Source organism: Klebsiella ornithinolytica, from assembly GCF_030505655.1.
GTDB classification, from domain to species: Bacteria; Pseudomonadota; Gammaproteobacteria; order Enterobacterales; family Enterobacteriaceae; genus Klebsiella; species Klebsiella ornithinolytica.
Window position 1 is genome coordinate 1,215,391 of sequence record NZ_CP130153.1, and the last position, 19,327, is coordinate 1,234,717.

19 protein-coding genes, 1 tRNA gene, 1 rRNA gene and 1 other annotated feature are annotated in these 19,327 nt (G+C 53.6%); of the genes, 14 read left to right on the forward strand and 7 right to left on the reverse strand.

The features are described 5' to 3' along the window. Window positions 1-30: 30 nt before the first annotated feature. The 6 genes from rpsP to Q1L34_RS05870 all read left to right on the forward strand — a co-directional run bounded on the left by rpsP (window position 31) and on the right by Q1L34_RS05870 (window position 4,012). Window positions 31-279: a 30S ribosomal protein S16 gene (gene rpsP / locus Q1L34_RS05845; RefSeq protein ID WP_004866550.1), complete on the forward strand. Its 249-nt coding sequence runs from the start codon at window positions 31-33 to the stop codon at window positions 277-279. Between the two features lie 18 nt (window positions 280-297). Continuing rightward, window positions 298-846, forward strand: a complete 549-nt coding sequence (gene rimM, locus Q1L34_RS05850; protein WP_004866548.1) for a ribosome maturation factor RimM — start codon at window positions 298-300, stop codon at window positions 844-846. A 31-nt stretch (window positions 847-877) separates the two neighbouring features. Then, window positions 878-1,645, forward strand: coding sequence for a tRNA (guanosine(37)-N1)-methyltransferase TrmD (trmD, locus tag Q1L34_RS05855; RefSeq protein WP_004866546.1), 768 nt, complete (start codon window positions 878-880; stop codon window positions 1,643-1,645). 39 nt (window positions 1,646-1,684) lie between these two features. Beyond that, window positions 1,685-2,032 carry a 50S ribosomal protein L19 gene (gene rplS / locus Q1L34_RS05860; protein ID WP_002914145.1) on the forward strand — a complete coding sequence of 116 codons (348 nt, stop codon included), beginning with the start codon at window positions 1,685-1,687 and terminating at the stop codon, window positions 2,030-2,032. 121 nt (window positions 2,033-2,153) lie between these two features. Further along, window positions 2,154-2,594, forward strand: a complete 441-nt coding sequence (locus Q1L34_RS05865; RefSeq protein WP_075808288.1) for a DUF2946 domain-containing protein — start codon at window positions 2,154-2,156, stop codon at window positions 2,592-2,594. Between the two features lie 53 nt (window positions 2,595-2,647). After that, window positions 2,648-4,012, forward strand: a complete 1,365-nt coding sequence (locus tag Q1L34_RS05870; RefSeq protein ID WP_327204395.1) for a PepSY-associated TM helix domain-containing protein — start codon at window positions 2,648-2,650, stop codon at window positions 4,010-4,012. Between the two features lie 4 nt (window positions 4,013-4,016). Here Q1L34_RS05870 and Q1L34_RS05875 read toward each other — a convergent pair whose 3' ends face one another. From Q1L34_RS05875 to yfiR, 3 genes are read right to left on the reverse strand one after another with little or no spacing between them, the layout of a single operon-like run. Continuing rightward, complete coding sequence (locus tag Q1L34_RS05875) at window positions 4,017-4,499, reverse strand: OmpA family protein (RefSeq protein ID WP_015585930.1); 483 nt, start codon at window positions 4,497-4,499, stop codon at window positions 4,017-4,019. Window positions 4,500-4,510: 11 nt separating this feature from the next. Beyond that, window positions 4,511-5,734 carry a diguanylate cyclase DgcN/YfiN gene (gene dgcN, locus Q1L34_RS05880; protein ID WP_327204396.1) on the reverse strand — a complete coding sequence of 408 codons (1,224 nt, stop codon included), beginning with the start codon at window positions 5,732-5,734 and terminating at the stop codon, window positions 4,511-4,513. Then, complete coding sequence (yfiR, locus tag Q1L34_RS05885; protein ID WP_032718208.1) at window positions 5,727-6,236, reverse strand: regulatory sequestration protein YfiR; 510 nt, start codon at window positions 6,234-6,236, stop codon at window positions 5,727-5,729. The genes dgcN and yfiR overlap by 8 nt, the downstream gene beginning before the upstream one ends. 347 nt (window positions 6,237-6,583) lie before the next feature. Here yfiR and aroF point away from each other — a divergent pair, with 347 nt between their 5' ends. From aroF to Q1L34_RS05900, 3 genes are all read left to right on the forward strand, one after another. Next, entirely contained in the window at window positions 6,584-7,654 is a 1,071-nt protein-coding gene (gene aroF / locus Q1L34_RS05890) for a 3-deoxy-7-phosphoheptulonate synthase AroF (RefSeq protein WP_004866527.1), read from the forward strand. A gap of 9 nt (window positions 7,655-7,663) precedes the next feature. Further along, window positions 7,664-8,785: a bifunctional chorismate mutase/prephenate dehydrogenase gene (gene tyrA / locus Q1L34_RS05895; RefSeq protein WP_004866523.1), complete on the forward strand. Its 1,122-nt coding sequence runs from the start codon at window positions 7,664-7,666 to the stop codon at window positions 8,783-8,785. Between the two features lie 66 nt (window positions 8,786-8,851). Continuing rightward, window positions 8,852-9,724, forward strand: a complete 873-nt coding sequence (locus tag Q1L34_RS05900) for an SMP-30/gluconolactonase/LRE family protein (RefSeq protein WP_004866520.1) — start codon at window positions 8,852-8,854, stop codon at window positions 9,722-9,724. On the opposite strand, the gene pheA is transcribed toward Q1L34_RS05900, so the two are convergent. The 4 genes from pheA to bamD form a co-directional block, all read right to left on the reverse strand. Further along, entirely contained in the window at window positions 9,721-10,881 is a 1,161-nt protein-coding gene (pheA, locus tag Q1L34_RS05905) for a bifunctional chorismate mutase/prephenate dehydratase (protein WP_064356760.1), read from the reverse strand. The two genes, Q1L34_RS05900 and pheA, sit on opposite strands and share 4 nt — an antisense overlap. Before the next feature lie 31 nt (window positions 10,882-10,912). Further along, window positions 10,913-11,037 (reverse strand) — a sequence feature (Phe leader region). Then, a complete protein-coding gene (gene pheL / locus Q1L34_RS05910; protein ID WP_193312497.1) occupies window positions 10,989-11,036 on the reverse strand; it encodes a pheA operon leader peptide PheL in 48 nt (15 codons plus the stop codon). It overlaps the preceding feature by 48 nt. A gap of 106 nt (window positions 11,038-11,143) precedes the next feature. Beyond that, complete coding sequence (gene raiA, locus Q1L34_RS05915) at window positions 11,144-11,479, reverse strand: ribosome-associated translation inhibitor RaiA (RefSeq protein WP_004866516.1); 336 nt, start codon at window positions 11,477-11,479, stop codon at window positions 11,144-11,146. A gap of 269 nt (window positions 11,480-11,748) precedes the next feature. Further along, the gene (bamD, locus tag Q1L34_RS05920; RefSeq protein WP_004866513.1) at window positions 11,749-12,486 is read right to left on the reverse strand and encodes an outer membrane protein assembly factor BamD; all 738 of its coding nucleotides are present in this window, start codon (window positions 12,484-12,486) and stop codon (window positions 11,749-11,751) included. A gap of 131 nt (window positions 12,487-12,617) precedes the next feature. Between bamD and rluD the strand changes: the two genes are divergently transcribed. From rluD to Q1L34_RS05945, 5 genes are all read left to right on the forward strand, one after another. Then, window positions 12,618-13,598 carry a 23S rRNA pseudouridine(1911/1915/1917) synthase RluD gene (gene rluD, locus Q1L34_RS05925; RefSeq protein WP_004866507.1) on the forward strand — a complete coding sequence of 327 codons (981 nt, stop codon included), beginning with the start codon at window positions 12,618-12,620 and terminating at the stop codon, window positions 13,596-13,598. Next, window positions 13,595-14,326 (forward strand): purine nucleoside phosphorylase YfiH, encoded by a 732-nt coding sequence (gene yfiH, locus Q1L34_RS05930; RefSeq protein ID WP_004866503.1) that lies wholly within the window; start codon window positions 13,595-13,597, stop codon window positions 14,324-14,326. The genes rluD and yfiH overlap by 4 nt, the downstream gene beginning before the upstream one ends. 128 nt (window positions 14,327-14,454) lie before the next feature. Further along, window positions 14,455-17,028 carry an ATP-dependent chaperone ClpB gene (gene clpB, locus Q1L34_RS05935; protein ID WP_015585933.1) on the forward strand — a complete coding sequence of 858 codons (2,574 nt, stop codon included), beginning with the start codon at window positions 14,455-14,457 and terminating at the stop codon, window positions 17,026-17,028. A 450-nt stretch (window positions 17,029-17,478) separates the two neighbouring features. Continuing rightward, window positions 17,479-19,018: ribosomal RNA gene (locus tag Q1L34_RS05940) — 16S ribosomal RNA — on the forward strand. An 85-nt stretch (window positions 19,019-19,103) separates the two neighbouring features. Continuing rightward, window positions 19,104-19,179, forward strand: a tRNA-Glu gene (locus tag Q1L34_RS05945). The last annotated feature ends 148 nt before the right edge of the window (window positions 19,180-19,327 follow it).

The following is a 19,327-nucleotide window of genomic DNA, read 5'->3' on the forward strand; positions in this document are numbered from 1 at the left end:
CCGGGTGTTCTATTCACACAAGAGGATGTTATGGTAACTATTCGTTTAGCTCGTCACGGCGCTAAAAAGCGTCCGTTCTACCAGGTTGTTGTCACCGACAGCCGTAATGCACGCAACGGTCGCTTCATTGAGCGCGTTGGTTTCTTCAACCCGATCGCTTCTGCGAACGAAGAAGAAACGCGTCTGGATCTGGATCGTATCGCTCACTGGGTTGGCCAGGGCGCTACCGTTTCCGATCGCGTTGCAGCGCTGATCAAAGCAGCAAACAAAGCAGCTTAATCTGTCACGGTGGTCATGATGAGCAAGCAACACACCGCACAAGCACCTGTTGATCCGATCGTATTGGGCAAGATGGGTTCTTCCTACGGTATCCGTGGTTGGCTCAGAGTGTTTTCCTCCACCGAAGACGCCGAAAGCATTTTTGACTATCAGCCCTGGTTAATCCAGAAGGCGGGTCAGTGGCAGGTCGTTGAGCTGGAAAGCTGGCGCCACCATAATCAGGACATCGTTATTAAGCTGAAAGGCATTGACGATCGTGATGCTGCGAATCTGCTGACTAATTGCGAAATTGTCGTGGATTCCTCACAGCTGCCGAAGCTCGAAGAGGGTGACTATTACTGGAAAGACCTGATGGGCTGCCAGGTAGTAACCACAGAAGGCTATGGCCTTGGTAAAGTCATCGACATGATGGAAACCGGGTCAAATGACGTTCTCGTCATTAAGGCAAACCTGAAAGATGCATTTGGTATCAAGGAGCGGCTGGTTCCGTTCCTCGATGGGCAGGTTATCAAGAAAGTCGATCTTGCTACTCGCACAATCGAAGTAGACTGGGATCCTGGTTTTTAAATTCTCCGGATAAACGGTAAAAGACGGCGCTATGTGGATTGGCATAATTAGCCTGTTTCCTGAAATGTTCCGCGCAATTACCGATTACGGGGTAACTGGCCGGGCAGTAAAAAATGGCCTGCTGAGCATCCAGAGCTGGAGTCCTCGTGACTTTGCTCATGACCGGCACCGTACCGTGGACGATCGTCCTTACGGCGGCGGACCGGGGATGCTAATGATGGTGCAACCCTTACGGGACGCCATTCACACAGCAAAAGCCGCGGCAGGTGAAGGCGCAAAGGTGATTTATCTGTCACCTCAGGGACGCAAGCTTGATCAAGCGGGCGTCAGCGAACTGGCAACGAATCAGAAACTGATTCTGGTGTGCGGTCGCTATGAAGGCATAGATGAGCGCGTAATCCAGACCGAAATTGACGAAGAATGGTCAATCGGTGATTACGTCCTCAGCGGTGGTGAGTTACCAGCCATGACGCTGATTGACTCCGTTTCCCGGTTTATTCCGGGGGTTCTGGGTCATGAGGCATCGGCAACGGAAGATTCCTTTGCCGATGGATTGCTGGACTGCCCACACTATACCCGTCCTGAAGTGTTAGAAGAGATGGAAGTACCGCCAGTTTTGCTGTCGGGAAACCATGCTGAGATTCGTCGCTGGCGTTTGAAACAGTCGCTGGGCCGTACCTGGCTTAGAAGACCTGAACTTTTGGAAAACCTGGCTCTGACTGAAGAGCAAGCAAAGTTGCTGGCGGAGTTCAAAACTGAACACGCAAAACAGCAGCATAAACATGATGGGATGGCGTAAGCCCCCAATATCAGTTTACCCAGGATAAGAGATTAAATTATGAGCAACATTATTAAGCAACTTGAACAAGAACAGATGAAGCAGGACGTACCTTCCTTCCGTCCGGGTGATACCGTGGAAGTGAAAGTATGGGTTGTTGAAGGTTCCAAAAAACGTCTGCAGGCATTCGAGGGCGTGGTTATCGCTATTCGTAACCGCGGTCTGCACTCTGCATTCACTGTTCGTAAAATTTCCAACGGCGAAGGCGTTGAGCGTGTCTTCCAGACTCACTCTCCGGTAGTTGACAGCATTGCTGTTAAACGTCGTGGTGCTGTACGTAAAGCTAAACTGTACTACCTGCGTGAGCGTACCGGTAAGTCTGCTCGTATCAAAGAGCGTCTTAACTAAGATTCGCTTTCGCGACATCCTGATGAAAAGGGCTGGCCCGTTGGGCCGGCCCTTTTTTTATCTTCAATTTAACCATTCTGATGTAAATCATTTACAATATCGCTCTCATTTCGGAGGGGCGGTGGTCAGCAAACTTTCTCTACACTCAGCGTTTATACGGCGGGCCGCATGGCTGGCGCTGTTTTCGATCCTGCTGATTGTGATTGCGCCGCTGATCTCGGTCTCATTGCAAAAAGATCCGATGAGCGCTATGCCCGGCATGCATCATGCCATGATGATAGCGGATATGCCGCATGAGCAGATGATGTCCCACCCGGTGGATTCTCCTGCGCCCCAGTCGACGCACACGATGCCGCTCGACCATGCGGAGGCCTGTGGCTACTGCGTGCTGCTGGCTCACGTTCCGGGGCTGCTGTTTGCGCTGGCGCTGCTTATCTCCGTTATCCTGCGCCGCGTGCGCGTGCTTTTCCCCTGTCTGGTGCTGAAGCGCCGGCATTTCTTCCCCTGGCTGTACCCCGAAACCCGCGCGCCGCCGCATCGGTCTGCTTTTTCTGCTTTCTAAAATAACAAGGCGCACAGCGCCACGTTCTCTTTTTGCTTTCAGAAAGGAAAAGTATGACTACCTGCACCTCGCGCGCGGCATGGCTGAACCTGCTGCGACGCCTCCATTTCTATATTGGTCTGTTTGTCGGGCCGTTTATCTTCGTGGCGGCCCTTACCGGGACGCTGTACGTGGCCACTCCACAGCTGGAGAACTGGCTCTATCAGGATGCCCTTCGTGGCTCGTTGAGCGGCGATCGTCAGACGCTTAGCGCCCAGCTGGCGGTCGCGGAAGAGACGACTCAGGGGAATCTTCGTTTACAGGCGTTGCGCCCGGCGATTAAGGCCGGGGAGACCACGCGGGTGATGTTTGCCGATCCGCAGTTGGGAGAGTCTGAGTCCCGGGCGATCTTTATCGACCCGGTAACGCTGAAAGTGAAGGGCGATATGACGGTCTATGGTACCAGCGGAATTTTACCGCTGCGCCAGTGGATCGATTACGCCCATAAATCATTGCTGCTCGGGGATAGCGGCCGGCTTTATAGCGAGCTGGCTGCATCATGGATGTGGGTTGCGGCTCTCGGTGGCATTGTCCTCTGGGCGATGACTCGTCCCCGCAGGCGGATAAATAATCGTATGCAGAATAGCCGTCGTCTGCATGTTTCTCTGGGCTGGGGGCTACTGGCAGGTATGCTGCTTTTCTCCGCCACCGGGCTGACCTGGTCGCAGTGGGCCGGCGGCAATGTGGATAAAATGCGCGCGGCATTCGGCTGGCTGACCCCGCAGGTGAATACGCAGCTGCATAGTGCCATGCCGATGCCGCATGATCCGCATGCCGAACACCATATGGGGCATCGGGCAGATGCGGCGCCGGCGGCGAAAGGCGAACAGTTTGATCGGGTGCTGACGATCGCGCGTGCGGCGGGTCTCGCTGCCAGCAAGCTGGAAATCCGCCCTCCGGCGGCGGCGGGGCGGGCGTGGACGGTCAATGAAATTGACCGAAGCTGGCCCACGCAGGTGGATGCTGTGGCGATTGATGGGGAGACCATGCAGGTTGTCGATCGCACCCGCTTTGTCGATTTCCCGTTAATGGCGAAGCTCACCCGCTGGGGCGTGGATTTCCATATGGGGATTCTGTTTGGTCTTGCCAATCAACTGCTGCTGATCGCGTTTGGGATCGCGCTGTGCGTGATGATTGTGGTGGGGTATCGCCTGTGGTGGATCCGGCGGCCGGCTCATGCGGCGTTTAACCCGGCGAATACCCTGATTCAGGCGTGGTTCAACCTGGGATGGCCCGCCCGCGCGCTCACGCTGGCGATGGCAGTGATGCTGGGGCTGGCGTTACCGTTAATGGGCGCCAGCCTCGCGGCAGGACTGGTGATTGACTATCTGCGCTGGCGGGCGGCAACGGCCGTCATGCTCGCGAAGTCGGTCGACTAAGTGCCTACGGCGTGCTGATGACCACCGTAACGCGACGGTTTTCAGCACGCCCTTTCGCCGTATCGTTGCTGGCGATCGGATATTTTTTCCCTAACCCGCGGGTCGTTAAATTGCTGCGCGGGATATTGGCCCCCTTCGCCCAGTCATCCGCGACGATGTTGGCGCGTTTAAGCGACAGCATTTCGTTATAGCCGTCTTCACCGTAGTTATCGGTGTGTCCGTCTAACCGGGCGTGCGTAATCCCGGTAGAAGCCAGACGAGAGGCCATTTTCTGGATTTGCGCCTGGCTATCGCTGCGCAGATGGTAGTCATTTTTATCAAACAGGATGCTGTCGGATAAACCCAGCGACCAGTCGCCATCACTTTCTGTAAAGCCGTAGGACTTCATGGCAGCAACCTGTTCCTGAGAGAATTTCCCTTGCGGGGCCTGACAGCCGGTGAGTAAAACTGCGGCCATCAGTGCGGGAGCAAAATATTTCCTGAGCATGGTTGTTCCTTTTATTTTTGTACTTGAGGAATACGCCGGTGTTTCATCCGATACATATGTTGATCGGCGAACTCCTGCAGGTTCTCCGCTGACGCATGTTCCCAGGCCAGCGCATAGCCAATGCTGAGCGACAGGGTCGCAGTATGGCCGTTATGCAGATTAAACGGTTCAAGAAACTGGCTGGATAACGATGTGCAGAGCGTCTTGACTTCCGCCTCTGAGTGTACGTCACGCAACAAGATCGCGAATTCGTCACCGCCTAAACGCCAGGCCTGATGGCGCTTGCTGACAAAATTCATCAGCCGGCTGGCGACTTCGATGAGGACCTTGTCTCCCGCCGCATGACCCCAGTTATCATTAATCAGCTTAAAATTATCGCCATCAAGAAAGAGCAATGCCGAACTGCGTCGGGCAGCCTCATCTTTCATTAATGTACTGATAACGTTGCGAAACGCAGCGCGATTGGCCAGTCCGGTGAGGGGATCATGTAACGAGGTGCGTAACAGCTGGGCATTTTTAGCCTGCAGCTGTTGCTGCCAGTCCTCCATTTCACCCAACAGGCTATTAAAGTCCTGGGCGAACAGATGGAACTCCTCGATACGCTCTTCAGGGACCCGACGGGAGAAGTGGCGGTTTTCCCGGATGTCATGTACCACCTCGGTAATGCTTTGTAAGGCGGTGACGATACCGTGGTGCAGAGAATGCGTCAGCAATAAGGCGATAAATGAGGCCAGCAGAATACTGCCGGTCAAAACAATAATAGATATGCCGAGGAAGTGGCTTATCAGGCTGTCCAGCGCCGTCAGCCGAAGTTCGCCGACGACCTTCCCCAGATGCAAGATTGGCTGGGTTGTGGGTTCAGGAAACAACCATTTGCTGATGAGGCCGCTGAATTTCTCCTGCCGAACCAGGTCCGTATTACGCCAGACGGCGAAGTGATTTTGCTGGTTATCCAGCACCAGCGCTTCGGAAAACTGCCCCTGTCTGCCGAGCGTCGCCAGCGTCTCTTCTGCCGCAGCGCTGTCATCGAAAACCAGCGCGGCTTCAAGACTACGGCTCATCGTGGCGGCCGTCAGCGCCAGATTCTTCTGCGCATACTGTTTCAAGGTAAAGACTGACGCGGTACTCAGCAATAGCCAGACCAGGGTCATAGAGATCACTACGCTTATTACGCTGATGCGGCGTAGTGCGCGTTTAAAGGTGGGGCGCGGAGCCTGAGAGAAATCCTTATTCATGTGCGTTATTCCGGGCAAGCATCAGTACGTCTGGATTAACCCGCACACCGCTGTGTGTCAGGACATCCAGATTCACGGAGAATCTGACCCTTTTGTCATTTATGATCAGGCAAAAAGCACTGCCGATTGCACACTCGCTATTTTGTTCCGCAATGAGTAATAAGGGGCGTGATGGATATTCTGCCGTGAGCTTCGCCTGTTGAGAGGGCGACTCGCTGCCAAAATAAAATCCATCACAAACCGTATTCAACGCTTCTTCTGTATTACGCACAATGACCGGTTTGTACGGCAAAGCCTCAGGATGTTCCTGAGCCAGGCTGTAGGTATAACGCGAGGTAGAAAAAATACACAGCCTCGGTGGGCCAGATAACGCTGGCCAGCGGGTATAGGTGACAATACCCGAAACAATAGCCCGAACATTTTTAGGTGCGTCAGCGGCAAAAGCGGGGTAGCCCACGATAAATAACAAAAAAATAAAAAAAAGACGGTAGAACTCTTTCATTAACGGATCCGTCAGGTTCGTCGGGTGCATGAATTGCAGATCGCTGATGCCCGGGCGCAGGATACCATTGTTGGTGGGGAGCGTCATTAACCGCCCACTTTGCTTTGAGATAATTCTGACCAGGATTATTCGTAAACGAAGGTGGGGGAAAGGTGAGCGTCAGCAGGGGTAAATATGGTGTTGTACCAATAAGTTTACACTTATGGCGAAATAAAGGGCCATTTAATTTGCTGGTGTAAAGTAAAATTTACGGATTATGGATTGAAATCTTTACTTTGTGTGGTATCGTTACGTCACTCCTCACCGAGGAACCAACTATCGCAAACGAGCTACACAGGATCGCAATCATGCAAAAAGACGCGCTGAATAACGTACATATTACCGACGAACAGGTTCTGATCACGCCGGATCAGCTGAAAGCTGAATTCCCGCTGAGCCTCGAACAAGAAGCGCAAATCGCGCAGTCCCGTCAGACCATATCTGACATTATTGCCGGCCGCGATCCGCGTCTGCTGGTGGTGTGTGGACCTTGCTCGATCCACGATCCAGAGGCGGCAATTGAATACGCTCATCGTTTTAAAGCACTTGCCGAAGAGGTCAGCGATAGCCTCTACCTGGTCATGCGCGTCTATTTTGAAAAGCCTCGTACTACCGTGGGCTGGAAAGGGTTGATTAACGATCCGCATATGGATGGCTCGTTTGATGTTGAAGGCGGTCTGAAGATTGCGCGTCGCTTGCTGGTAGAGCTGGTTAACATGGGGTTACCGCTGGCAACGGAAGCGCTGGATCCAAACAGCCCGCAGTACCTCGGCGATCTGTTTAGCTGGTCTGCTATCGGCGCACGCACGACCGAATCCCAGACTCACCGTGAAATGGCGTCAGGTCTGTCAATGCCGGTTGGCTTTAAAAACGGTACCGACGGTAGCCTGTCGACGGCAATTAACGCGATGCGCGCCGCGGCGATGCCGCACCGTTTCGTCGGGATTAACCAGGCCGGCCAGGTTTGTCTGCTGCAAACCCAGGGCAATCCGAACGGCCACGTTATTCTGCGCGGCGGTAAAGCCCCTAACTACGGCCCGGAAGATGTCGAGAAGTGTGAAAAAGAGATGGCTCAGGCGGGACTGAAACCGTCACTGATGGTAGATTGCAGCCATGGGAATTCTAATAAAGACTACCGCCGCCAGCCTGCGGTTGCGGAATCCGTCGTCGCACAGATTAAAGATGGTAATCGTTCCATCATTGGCCTGATGATCGAAAGTAATATCCACGAAGGTAATCAGTCTTCTGAACAGCCGCGTTGTGATATGAAATACGGCGTGTCCGTCACCGATGCCTGCATCAGCTGGGAAACGACTGATGCCCTGCTGCGCGAACTGGATCAGGATCTGCGCGGTCATCTGGCGGCTCGTCTGGGGTAAGAGGATAGTATGGTTGCTGAACTGACCGCGTTACGCGATCAAATTGATGAAGTCGATAAGGCGCTGCTGGGGCTACTGGCGCGCCGCCTGGAGCTGGTTGCCGAAGTCGGAGAGGTCAAAAGCCAGTATGGGCTGCCGATTTACGTCCCGGAACGGGAAGCGGCGATGCTGGCTTCACGACGGGAAGAGGCGTCGGCGCTGGGTGTTCCGCCCGATCTTATCGAGGACGTGCTGCGTCGCGTCATGCGCGAGTCATATTCCAGCGAGAATGATAAAGGCTTCAAAACGCTGTGTCCGAATCTGCGCCCGGTGGTGATTGTCGGCGGCGGTGGGCAGATGGGGCGTCTGTTTGAGAAAATGCTGACGCTTTCAGGCTACCAGGTACGTATCCTGGAGAAAGACGACTGGGCGCGGGCAGCGGACATTGTTGCTGATGCCGGAATGGTCATCGTTAGCGTGCCTATCCATGCGACGGTCGATACAATTGGTCAGCTGCCGCCGTTACCGGCGGACTGTATCCTGGTCGACCTGGCGTCGGTGAAAGCGGAACCTTTGCAGGCGATGCTGGCCGCGCACCGTGGTCCGGTACTGGGTCTGCACCCGATGTTCGGGCCGGACAGCGGCAGCCTGGCGAAGCAGGTGGTGGTTTACTGCGATGGTCGTCAGCCGGAGGCATATCAGTGGTTCCTTGAGCAAATTCAGGTCTGGGGCGCCCGCCTGCACCGTATCAGCGCCGTTGAACACGATCAGAATATGGCTTTTATTCAGGCGCTACGTCACTTTGCGACCTTTGCCTATGGCCTGCATCTGGCGGAAGAAAACGTTCGCCTCGAACAGCTGCTGGCGTTGTCATCCCCGATCTACCGCCTTGAGCTGGCGATGGTTGGCCGCCTGTTTGCGCAGGATCCGCAGCTGTATGCGGATATTATTATGTCATCGGAAAACAATCTGGCGCTGATTAAACGCTACTACCAGCGTTTTGGTGAAGCGATTGGCCTGCTGGAGCAGGGGGATAAACAGGCGTTTATCGACAGCTTCCGCAAAGTGGAGCACTGGTTTGGCGATTATGCCCAGCGCTTCCAGAGCGAAAGTCGGACGCTGCTGCGTCAGGCGAATGATAACCGGCAGTAACGGAAAACCGTATATAATCAAAGCCAGAGGGGAAACCCGCTGGCTTTTTTTATAGGGATGAAAACGATGGCTGAACCACAACCGCTGTTTGATTACGCAGGACATCTGCCGGAATGTCCGACCTGGAGTGACGCCGAGCAGGCGCTCTACTGGGCCGATATTCTGGAGTGCGAAATTCACCGTTACGACATCCGCAGCGGCGAACATCAGGTTCTGCAGTTTCCCGAAGAAGTGGGCTGCTTTGCCCTGCGCGAGAAAGGGGGCTTTATTGTGGCGCTACGCAGCGCTATCTGGCTTACCGATGCCCATGGTCTGTTGCGACGCAAAATTTGTGATAATCCGAGCAACCCGCAGCTGGCACGCTTTAACGATGGCGGCACCGATCGCGACGGGCGTTTTTATGCCGGTACATTCTGGGGGCCAGGAGATTATAACGGCGCGCTGCTGATGCGCATCAACCACGATCTCACTCCGCGGGTGATTCAGTGCGATATCCATGGCGCCAACGGTCTGGCCTTTAGCGCAGACAAGCGTTGGATGTACACCTCGGATACGCCAAACGCGGTTATCTACCGCACTCCGCTGGATGAACAGGGCGAGCCCGGTAAACGCGAAGTCTTTCGGCGTTTTCAGCCTGGAGAGGGGATTCCAGACGGGGCGGCCGTGGATGAAGAGGGTTGCTACTGGAGCGCAATGTTTGATGGCTGGCGTGTTGCCCGTTTTTCACCGACCGGTGAACAGCTGGAAGAGCATCGATTACCGGTGCGCTGCCCGACAATGGTCTGTTTTGGCGGAGCGGATATGCGCACGTTATACATCACGACCACGCGCGAAAATATGTCTGCCGACGAAGTCCAGCAATATCCGCTTTCCGGCGCTATCTTCACCCTGCCGGTGACGGTGGCAGGGATGAAGAAACCCGTATTTACAGAGCGTTAGATAGGATCGACCGGCACGACGTTTTCGCCTGGGTAGCAACCCAGAACTTTCATGGAACGGGTAATCTCGGCCAGCTCTTTTAGTGCCTTACGCATAGGCATTGATTCCAGGTTGGCCTGGATATCCAGATAAAACATCTCTTCCCACGGGTTGCCGTGAATCGGACGAGATTCCAGCTTGGTCATGATCAGGTTGTGATTGCGCAACACCAGCAGCGCTTCAACCAGCGCACCGGCCTGTTGTCCGGTTGCCATGAGCAGCGTGGTTTTTGCCGGTACCTGTTCGGAAACATTCACCGCTTTACGTGCCAGCACCAGGAAACGGGTGATGTTTTGTGTCTGATTGGCCTGGCAATGTTCAAGAACCTGCAGGCCGTACAGCGCGCCACCGGCTTCGCTACCCAGCGCGGCGACGCCCGGTGAGTTTGCCTGAGCCACTTTTTCCATCGCTGCAGAGGTGCTTTCCGTGTATTCAATTTTCCAGTGCGGATAACGGCTCAGATACTGGCTGCACTGCTGGAACGGCTGCGGGTGGCTATATACGGTATGAATGTGCTGCGGATCGGTTGACGCCGAGACCAGAACGCAGTGATCGATTGGGATCGTGAGCTCACCGACGATCGACAGGCTGGTATGCTGCAGCAGATCGTAGACATCATTGATGCCACCGGAGCTGGTATTTTCGATAGGAACGACCGCGTAGTCGGCCTGGCCGGTTTCCACCTGGTTAAAGATATCGGCAAATTTTGCGCAGCCGCTCTCGATGAACTGTTCGAAATGGCGCGCCGCGTACTGGCGGGCGGCCAGATGCGAATATGACCCTTTTGGTCCCAGGAAAGCCACGCGCGCTGAATGCGGATTGATTTTATTCAGATGCTGCTGCAGCAGGGTTTGCTGGGTGAGAACGGAATCCTCGATAATCAGCTGAAACAGGCGGGTGATGTAGTGGGCATCCAGATGGTGGCTTTTCCCCAGCGTTATCAGACGCTCCAGCAGATCGCGCTCGCGGTCGATATCACGAACCGGACGGTGTGATGCCAGCTTCGCTTTACCGACCTCTACAGCCAGTCCGCGGCGTTCTGCCAGCAGCGCGAGCAGTTTTTCATCCAGTGCGCTGATCTTATCGCGCAGAGCCAGTAACGGGTTTTCCTCGGTCATATGTGTTGCCTTTCTTGTTATTGATTTATCAATAAAAAAGGCCTCCCGTTTGGGAGGCCTTGTTGTTCGTCTTCGCATTCTTTATCACACGACGAATCGCCTCCCGTTCAGGGGAAGGTAAAAAAGAATGCGAAGAAGAACGCTAGTCGTTTCACGATGAATTCCTTGGCTCAGTTGAGATTACAGTACCCGTACTGTTTTCATCCTGTCAATAAAAAACGCGCCCGAAGGCGCGTGGCGTTACACAATATTAAGTTAAGGATTACTCTTCTTCTTCCACAAAGCCTGCCTCTTTCACCGATGTTGCGGCGCGGCGGGCTTCCCCTTTGTGTTGCACTTTATTCAGCTGCCGTTCCAGCTTGTTGATCAATTCGTTGATTGCGACGTACATATCTTCACTTCTTCCGCTGGCGACCAGATGCCCGTTTGGCGTATTAATGGTTGCATCAGCGACAAAACCCTGCGGCTCCTTGGAGAGAATGATGTGCGGGTTGATTAAGTGGGTTTGCCATTTATCCAATTTGGCGAGACGGTCTGCGACATGCTGGCGAATTGCCGGAGTAATTTCCATTTGTTTACTGGTAATGTTCATTGTCATAAATTTTACCTCTTGTCTTTCCCGTCTTGGTGAACCCAGCATACCTCTCCCAATGTCAAGATGTGTGATCTGTATCACATTTTAATGTCACTTTTTGTCAACGAATTCATTTTGTGAGGCAGGGCAGGAACAGGTGAGATTTTTCTTGTCGGAAAGGGGAAAGGGAGTCATATTTGATAGGATGACTCGGCGCTAAAACGCTTCAGCTCTGGCGCCTGAGCAATAAAAAACGGCAGCTCATGGCTGCCGTTTTGCTTATCTGAAAACGATCAGGTGTTTTTACCGTTAGCGGCAATAATTTTCGCCACCTTGTCTGCCTGAGCGTTCATTTGCATCTGGCGGTAGGCGTTTTCCATTTTCGGTAGTGCATCGCGAGTCGCCTGGGTATCCGGGTAGCTGCGCAGCATACCATCGACACGGTTCACGACGGCAACCCATGCGCCGCGGTCGGTGTAGTAATCAACCACTGACAGTTCGTACTTCGCCAGGCGATCCTTCAGGAACACCATACGTTTGTAGGCGTCGGTCGCATACTGGCTGTTCGGGTAGCCGCGTACCAGTTTGGAGAAGTCGTTGAAGGCATCGCGAGCGTGCTGTGGGTCGCGGTCGGAGCGATCGACCCCGAAGAATCCTTGCAGCGCACTGTCATCCAACGCCATATTTGTCAGACCACGCATATAAATGACGTAATCAATGTTAGGATGCGTAGGGTTCAGACGAACAAAGCGGTCGATGGCTGCCTGAGCCAGCGGCAGATCGGCATTTTTGTAATACGCATAAATCAGGTCCAGCTGTACCTGTTGGGAATAAGGACCGAACGGGTAGCGGTTATCCAACGCTTCCAGTTGCGTTATTGCCTGTTTCCAGTTACCGTCCTGCAGCTTTTGCTGGGCGGTCGCGTAGATTTCATTCGGCGGATTATCAGGCACCTCTTCCTTTGAGCCGGAGCAACCCACCAAAGCCAGGCTCAGTGTGGCCGCTGCCACCAGGTATTTCATGCGCGTCATGACGTTTTGACTTCCTCAAAATGTTTATGCGGGAGAATCTCTGTTCCTGCTCCCGATTAAGACCAGCTACAATAGCACACTATATTAAACGGCAAAGCCGTAAAACCCAACGTTAAACGAAGAAGCTGTATATGGCACAACGAGTACAACTCACCGCAACGGTGTCCGAAAATCAACTCGGTCAACGCTTAGATCAGGCTTTGGCCGAAATGTTCCCGGATTATTCGCGTTCGCGCATAAAAGAATGGATCCTCGACCAGCGAGTGCTGGTAAACGGCGCTGTCAGCGACAAGCCGAAAGAAAAAGTTTTAGGGGGAGAGAGCGTCTCCATCGATGTTGAAATCGAAGAAGACGTGCGCTTCGAGCCGCAGGATATTCCGCTCAATATCGTCTACGAAGATGATGACATCCTCGTGATCAATAAACCGCGCGATCTGGTTGTTCACCCGGGCGCGGGCAATCCCGACGGTACTGTGCTGAATGCGCTGCTGCACTATTATCCGCCGATTGCCGACGTACCGCGCGCGGGTATTGTTCACCGTCTGGATAAAGATACGACCGGTCTGATGGTCGTAGCGAAAACCATCCCGGCGCAAACGCGTCTGGTGGAGTCGCTGCAGCTGCGTGAAATCACCCGTGAGTATGAGGCGGTGGCAATTGGTCACATGACATCGGGCGGGACGGTAGAAGAACCTATCAGCCGTCACCCGACGAAACGCACGCATATGGCGGTGCACCCGATGGGGAAACCGGCGGTAACGCATTACCGTATTATGGAGCACTTCCGTATTCACACGCGTCTGCGTCTGCGTCTGGAAACCGGCCGTACTCACCAGATTCGTGTGCATATGGCTCACATCACCCATCCGCTGGTGGGCGATCAGGTCTACGGCGGCCGTCCGCGTCCGCCGAAAGGTGCATCGGAAGCGTTTATCACCGCCCTGCGCAAGTTTGATCGTCAGGCACTGCACGCGACGATGTTACGTCTGTACCACCCGATCAGCGGCATCGAGATGGAATGGCATGCGCCGATTCCTCAGGATATGGTTGAGCTGATTGAGGCAATGCGTGCAGATTATGAAGATCACAAGGACGATATTGACTGGCTATGACTAAACTGATTGTACCGCAATGGCCTGTGCCGGAAGGCGTGGCGGCCTGTAGCTCCACGCGTATTGGTGGCGTCAGTCTGCCTCCGTACGATTCGCTCAATCTGGGCGCCCATTGCGGAGACAATCTGCAGCACGTGGAAGAAAACCGTCGGCGGATGTTTGCCGCAGGCGGGCTACCGTCCTTTCCGGTCTGGCTGGAGCAGGTTCATGGTACCGCGGTGCTCACGCTGGACGGCGGGCCATATGAGTCAAAACGGGCGGATGCGTCATACTGCAATACACCGGGCACGGTGTGTGCGGTGATGACGGCGGACTGCCTGCCGGTTCTTTTTTGTAATCGCGCAGGGACGGAAGTTGCCGCCGCTCATGCCGGCTGGCGCGGATTATGCGACGGTGTGCTGGAAGCTACGGTCGCATGTTTCGCCGATAAGCCGGAAAACATTCTGGCCTGGCTTGGCCCGGCGATCGGTCCTGAGGCTTTTGAAGTCGGTCCGGAAGTGCGGGATGCGTTTATAATCAAGGACGGGAAAGCGGAAGACGCTTTCCGCCCCGTCGGCGAAAAATATTTTGCTGATATCTATCGGCTGGCTCGTCAGCGCTTAGCCAATGTCGGCGTGACGCAGATCTTCGGTGGCGATCGCTGTACGCTAAGCGAAAAGGATGATTTTTTCTCTTATCGTCGCGATAAGATGACGGGTCGTATGGCGAGTTTTATCTGGTTGAGATAACCTGGCGAATCAAGACGGTCCAGAAGGCAAACTTATTTTTCGCATAGTTCAGGTCTTTAACCTTGAATAATTGAGGGATGACCTCATTTAATCTCCAGTAGCAAATTTGACCTGTTATGGGAGGAGTTATGCGTCTGGATCGTCTTACCAATAAATTCCAGCTTGCTCTTGCCGATGCCCAGTCGCTTGCACTCGGGCACGACAACCAATTCATCGAACCTCTTCATTTAATGAGCGCCTTACTGAATCAGGAAGGGGGATCGGTACGTCCTTTATTAACTTCTGCGGGCATTAACGCCGGTGAGTTAAGCACCAGTATTACTCAGGCTCTGAGCCGTTTACCGCAGGTGGAAGGCACCGGTGGTGACGTACAGCCGTCCCAGGATTTGGTGCGTATTCTGAACCTTTGCGACAAGCTGGCGCAAAAGAGGAAGGACAATTTTATTTCGTCGGAACTTTTCGTTCTGGCGGCGCTTGAATCACGCGGTACGCTGACCGACCTTTTAAAATCCGCCGGAGCAACAACCGCCAACGTGACTCAGGCGATTGAACAAATGCGCGGAGGTGAAAGCGTGAACGATCAGGGTGCCGAAGACCAACGTCAGGCATTGAAGAAATTTACGGTCGATCTGACCGAACGGGCAGAACAAGGCAAACTGGATCCGGTCATTGGTCGTGACGAAGAGATTCGTCGTACGATCCAGGTTCTGCAGCGGCGGACTAAAAATAACCCGGTGCTGATTGGTGAGCCTGGCGTCGGTAAAACCGCCATTGTTGAAGGACTGGCACAGCGTATCGTCAACGGTGAAGTACCGGAAGGGCTGAAAGGTCGCCGGGTACTGGCGCTGGATATGGGGGCGCTGGTGGCCGGGGCGAAATATCGCGGCGAGTTCGAAGAGCGCCTGAAAGGGGTGCTGAACGATCTGGCGAAACAGGAAGGCAACGTCATTCTGTTTATTGACGAGCTGCACACCATGGTCGGGGCGGGGAAAGCGGACGGCGCGATGGATGCCGGTAATATGCTCAAACCTGCTTTGGCGCGCGGAGAGTTGCACTGCGTCGGCGCAACGACGCTCGATGAGTATCGTCAGTATATTGAAAAAGATGCTGCGCTGGAGCGTCGTTTCCAGAAAGTGTTTGTGGCTGAGCCAAGCGTTGAAGATACCATCGCGATCCTGCGTGGTCTGAAAGAGCGTTATGAGCTGCACCACCATGTACAGATCACTGACCCGGCGATCGTCGCAGCGGCAACCTTGTCGCATCGTTATATTGCTGACCGGCAGCTGCCGGATAAAGCTATTGACCTGATCGATGAAGCGGCATCCAGCATTCGTATGCAGATTGACTCGAAGCCGGAGGAGCTCGACCGACTCGACAGACGTATTATTCAGCTCAAGCTGGAACAGCAGGCGCTGAAGAAAGAAGCCGATGAGGCCAGTCTGAAACGTCTGGATATGTTGAATGAAGAGCTGGCAGATAAAGAACGTCAGTATTCCGTATTAGAAGAAGAGTGGAAGGCGGAGAAAGCCTCTCTTTCCGGTACGCAGACAATTAAAGCCGAACTGGAGCAGGCTAAAATTGCGATTGAGCAGGCGCGTCGCGTCGGCGATCTCGCGCGGATGTCCGAGCTACAGTACGGCAAAATCCCGGAGCTGGAAAAACAGCTGGCAGCGGCTACGCAGTCTGAAGGTAAAACGATGCGTCTGTTGCGTAATAAAGTGACGGATGCGGAAATTGCGGAAGTGCTGGCGCGCTGGACCGGTATTCCGGTCGCGCGAATGATGGAAGGCGAGCGTGAAAAACTGCTGCGTATGGAGCAGGAACTGCATAGCCGGGTGATTGGTCAGAACGAAGCGGTTGAAGCCGTATCCAACGCGATCCGTCGTAGCCGGGCCGGGCTGTCCGATCCTAACCGTCCAATCGGGTCGTTCCTGTTCCTTGGACCAACCGGTGTCGGTAAAACGGAGCTGTGCAAAACGCTGGCGAACTTTATGTTTGATAGCGATGATGCCATGGTGCGTATCGATATGTCTGAGTTTATGGAGAAACACTCCGTATCGCGTCTGGTCGGTGCGCCTCCGGGATATGTCGGTTATGAAGAGGGCGGGTACCTGACGGAAGCGGTACGTCGTCGTCCTTACTCTGTCATCCTGCTGGATGAAGTAGAAAAGGCTCATCCGGATGTGTTTAACATCCTGTTGCAGGTGCTGGATGACGGTCGTCTGACCGATGGGCAGGGGAGAACGGTCGATTTCCGTAATACGGTTGTGATTATGACCTCTAACCTTGGTTCAGATCTGATTCAGGAGCGTTTCGGCGAGCTGGATTACAGTCATATGAAAGATCTGATTCTGGGTGTGGTCAGTCAAAACTTCCGCCCGGAATTCATCAACCGTATCGATGAAGTCGTGGTCTTCCACCCGCTTGGTGAAAAACACATTGCTTCTATTGCTCAGATTCAGCTGCAGCGTCTGTACAAACGTCTGGAAGAACGTGGCTACGAAGTTCACATGTCCGATGAGGCGCTGAAGTTGCTGAGTGCGAATGGTTATGATCCGGTGTATGGCGCTCGTCCGTTAAAACGCGCTATCCAGCAGCAGATCGAAAACCCGCTGGCACAGCAAATTCTTTCCGGCGAGCTGATCCCCGGTAAAGAAGTTCAGCTGGTGGTGAAAGATGACCATATAGTGGCAGTGCAGTAAATCACAAAACGACAAAAACGGGCCCTCTGGGCTCGTTTTTGTTTAAAAACCAGGCAAGAATTAAAGTCCGGATGCGGTATTGTTTAATAAGTGAGCGAACGGAACATTTATTTGAATTTAGACTTGCCACATCAGAATTACCCCCTATAATGCGCCTCCACTGACACGGAACAACGGCTTACAGGCCGCCGGGTTAGCGGGGTTCAGCGATGAACACCAACAGAGAAAAGCAAAAATAAATGCTTGACTCTGAATGAGGAAAACGTATTATACGGGACCTCGCGACAGAGCGCTCAGCGCCGTCGCACTGCTCTTTAACAATTTATCAGACAATCTGTGTGGGCACTCAAAGTGACATGGATTCTTAACGTCCTCGGACGAAAAATGAATACCAAGTCTCTGAGTGAACACGTAATTCATTACGAAGTTTAATTCACGAGCATCAAACTTAAATTGAAGAGTTTGATCATGGCTCAGATTGAACGCTGGCGGCAGGCCTAACACATGCAAGTCGAGCGGTAGCACAGAGAGCTTGCTCTCGGGTGACGAGCGGCGGACGGGTGAGTAATGTCTGGGAAACTGCCTGATGGAGGGGGATAACTACTGGAAACGGTAGCTAATACCGCATAACGTCGCAAGACCAAAGTGGGGGACCTTCGGGCCTCATGCCATCAGATGTGCCCAGATGGGATTAGCTAGTAGGTGGGGTAATGGCTCACCTAGGCGACGATCCCTAGCTGGTCTGAGAGGATGACCAGCCACACTGGAACTGAGACACGGTCCAGACTCCTACGGGAGGCAGCAGTGGGGAATATTGCACAATGGGCGCAAGCCTGATGCAGCCATGCCGCGTGTATGAAGAAGGCCTTCGGGTTGTAAAGTACTTTCAGCGAGGAGGAAGGCGTTAAGGTTAATAACCTTGGCGATTGACGTTACTCGCAGAAGAAGCACCGGCTAACTCCGTGCCAGCAGCCGCGGTAATACGGAGGGTGCAAGCGTTAATCGGAATTACTGGGCGTAAAGCGCACGCAGGCGGTCTGTTAAGTCAGATGTGAAATCCCCGGGCTCAACCTGGGAACTGCATTTGAAACTGGCAGGCTTGAGTCTTGTAGAGGGGGGTAGAATTCCAGGTGTAGCGGTGAAATGCGTAGAGATCTGGAGGAATACCGGTGGCGAAGGCGGCCCCCTGGACAAAGACTGACGCTCAGGTGCGAAAGCGTGGGGAGCAAACAGGATTAGATACCCTGGTAGTCCACGCTGTAAACGATGTCGACTTGGAGGTTGTTCCCTTGAGGAGTGGCTTCCGGAGCTAACGCGTTAAGTCGACCGCCTGGGGAGTACGGCCGCAAGGTTAAAACTCAAATGAATTGACGGGGGCCCGCACAAGCGGTGGAGCATGTGGTTTAATTCGATGCAACGCGAAGAACCTTACCTACTCTTGACATCCAGAGAACTTAGCAGAGATGCTTTGGTGCCTTCGGGAACTCTGAGACAGGTGCTGCATGGCTGTCGTCAGCTCGTGTTGTGAAATGTTGGGTTAAGTCCCGCAACGAGCGCAACCCTTATCCTTTGTTGCCAGCGGTTCGGCCGGGAACTCAAAGGAGACTGCCAGTGATAAACTGGAGGAAGGTGGGGATGACGTCAAGTCATCATGGCCCTTACGAGTAGGGCTACACACGTGCTACAATGGCATATACAAAGAGAAGCGACCTCGCGAGAGCAAGCGGACCTCATAAAGTATGTCGTAGTCCGGATTGGAGTCTGCAACTCGACTCCATGAAGTCGGAATCGCTAGTAATCGTAGATCAGAATGCTACGGTGAATACGTTCCCGGGCCTTGTACACACCGCCCGTCACACCATGGGAGTGGGTTGCAAAAGAAGTAGGTAGCTTAACCTTCGGGAGGGCGCTTACCACTTTGTGATTCATGACTGGGGTGAAGTCGTAACAAGGTAACCGTAGGGGAACCTGCGGTTGGATCACCTCCTTACCTGAAAGAACCTGCCTTTGTAGTGTCCACACAGATTGTCTGATGAAAAGTAAATAGCAAGGCGTCTTGCGATTGAGACTTCAGTGTCCCCTTCGTCTAGAGGCCCAGGACACCGCCCTTTCACGGCGGTAACAGGGGTTCGAATCCCCTAGGGGACGCCACTTGCTGGTTCGTGAGTGAAAGTCGCCGACCTCTATATCTCAAAACTGATTCTCAGGAATCACGTTTGAGATATTTGCTCTTTAAAAATCTGGATCAAGCTGAAAATTGAAACGACACACTGTTTCCTTTCTCCGTAATAAGAAAGGA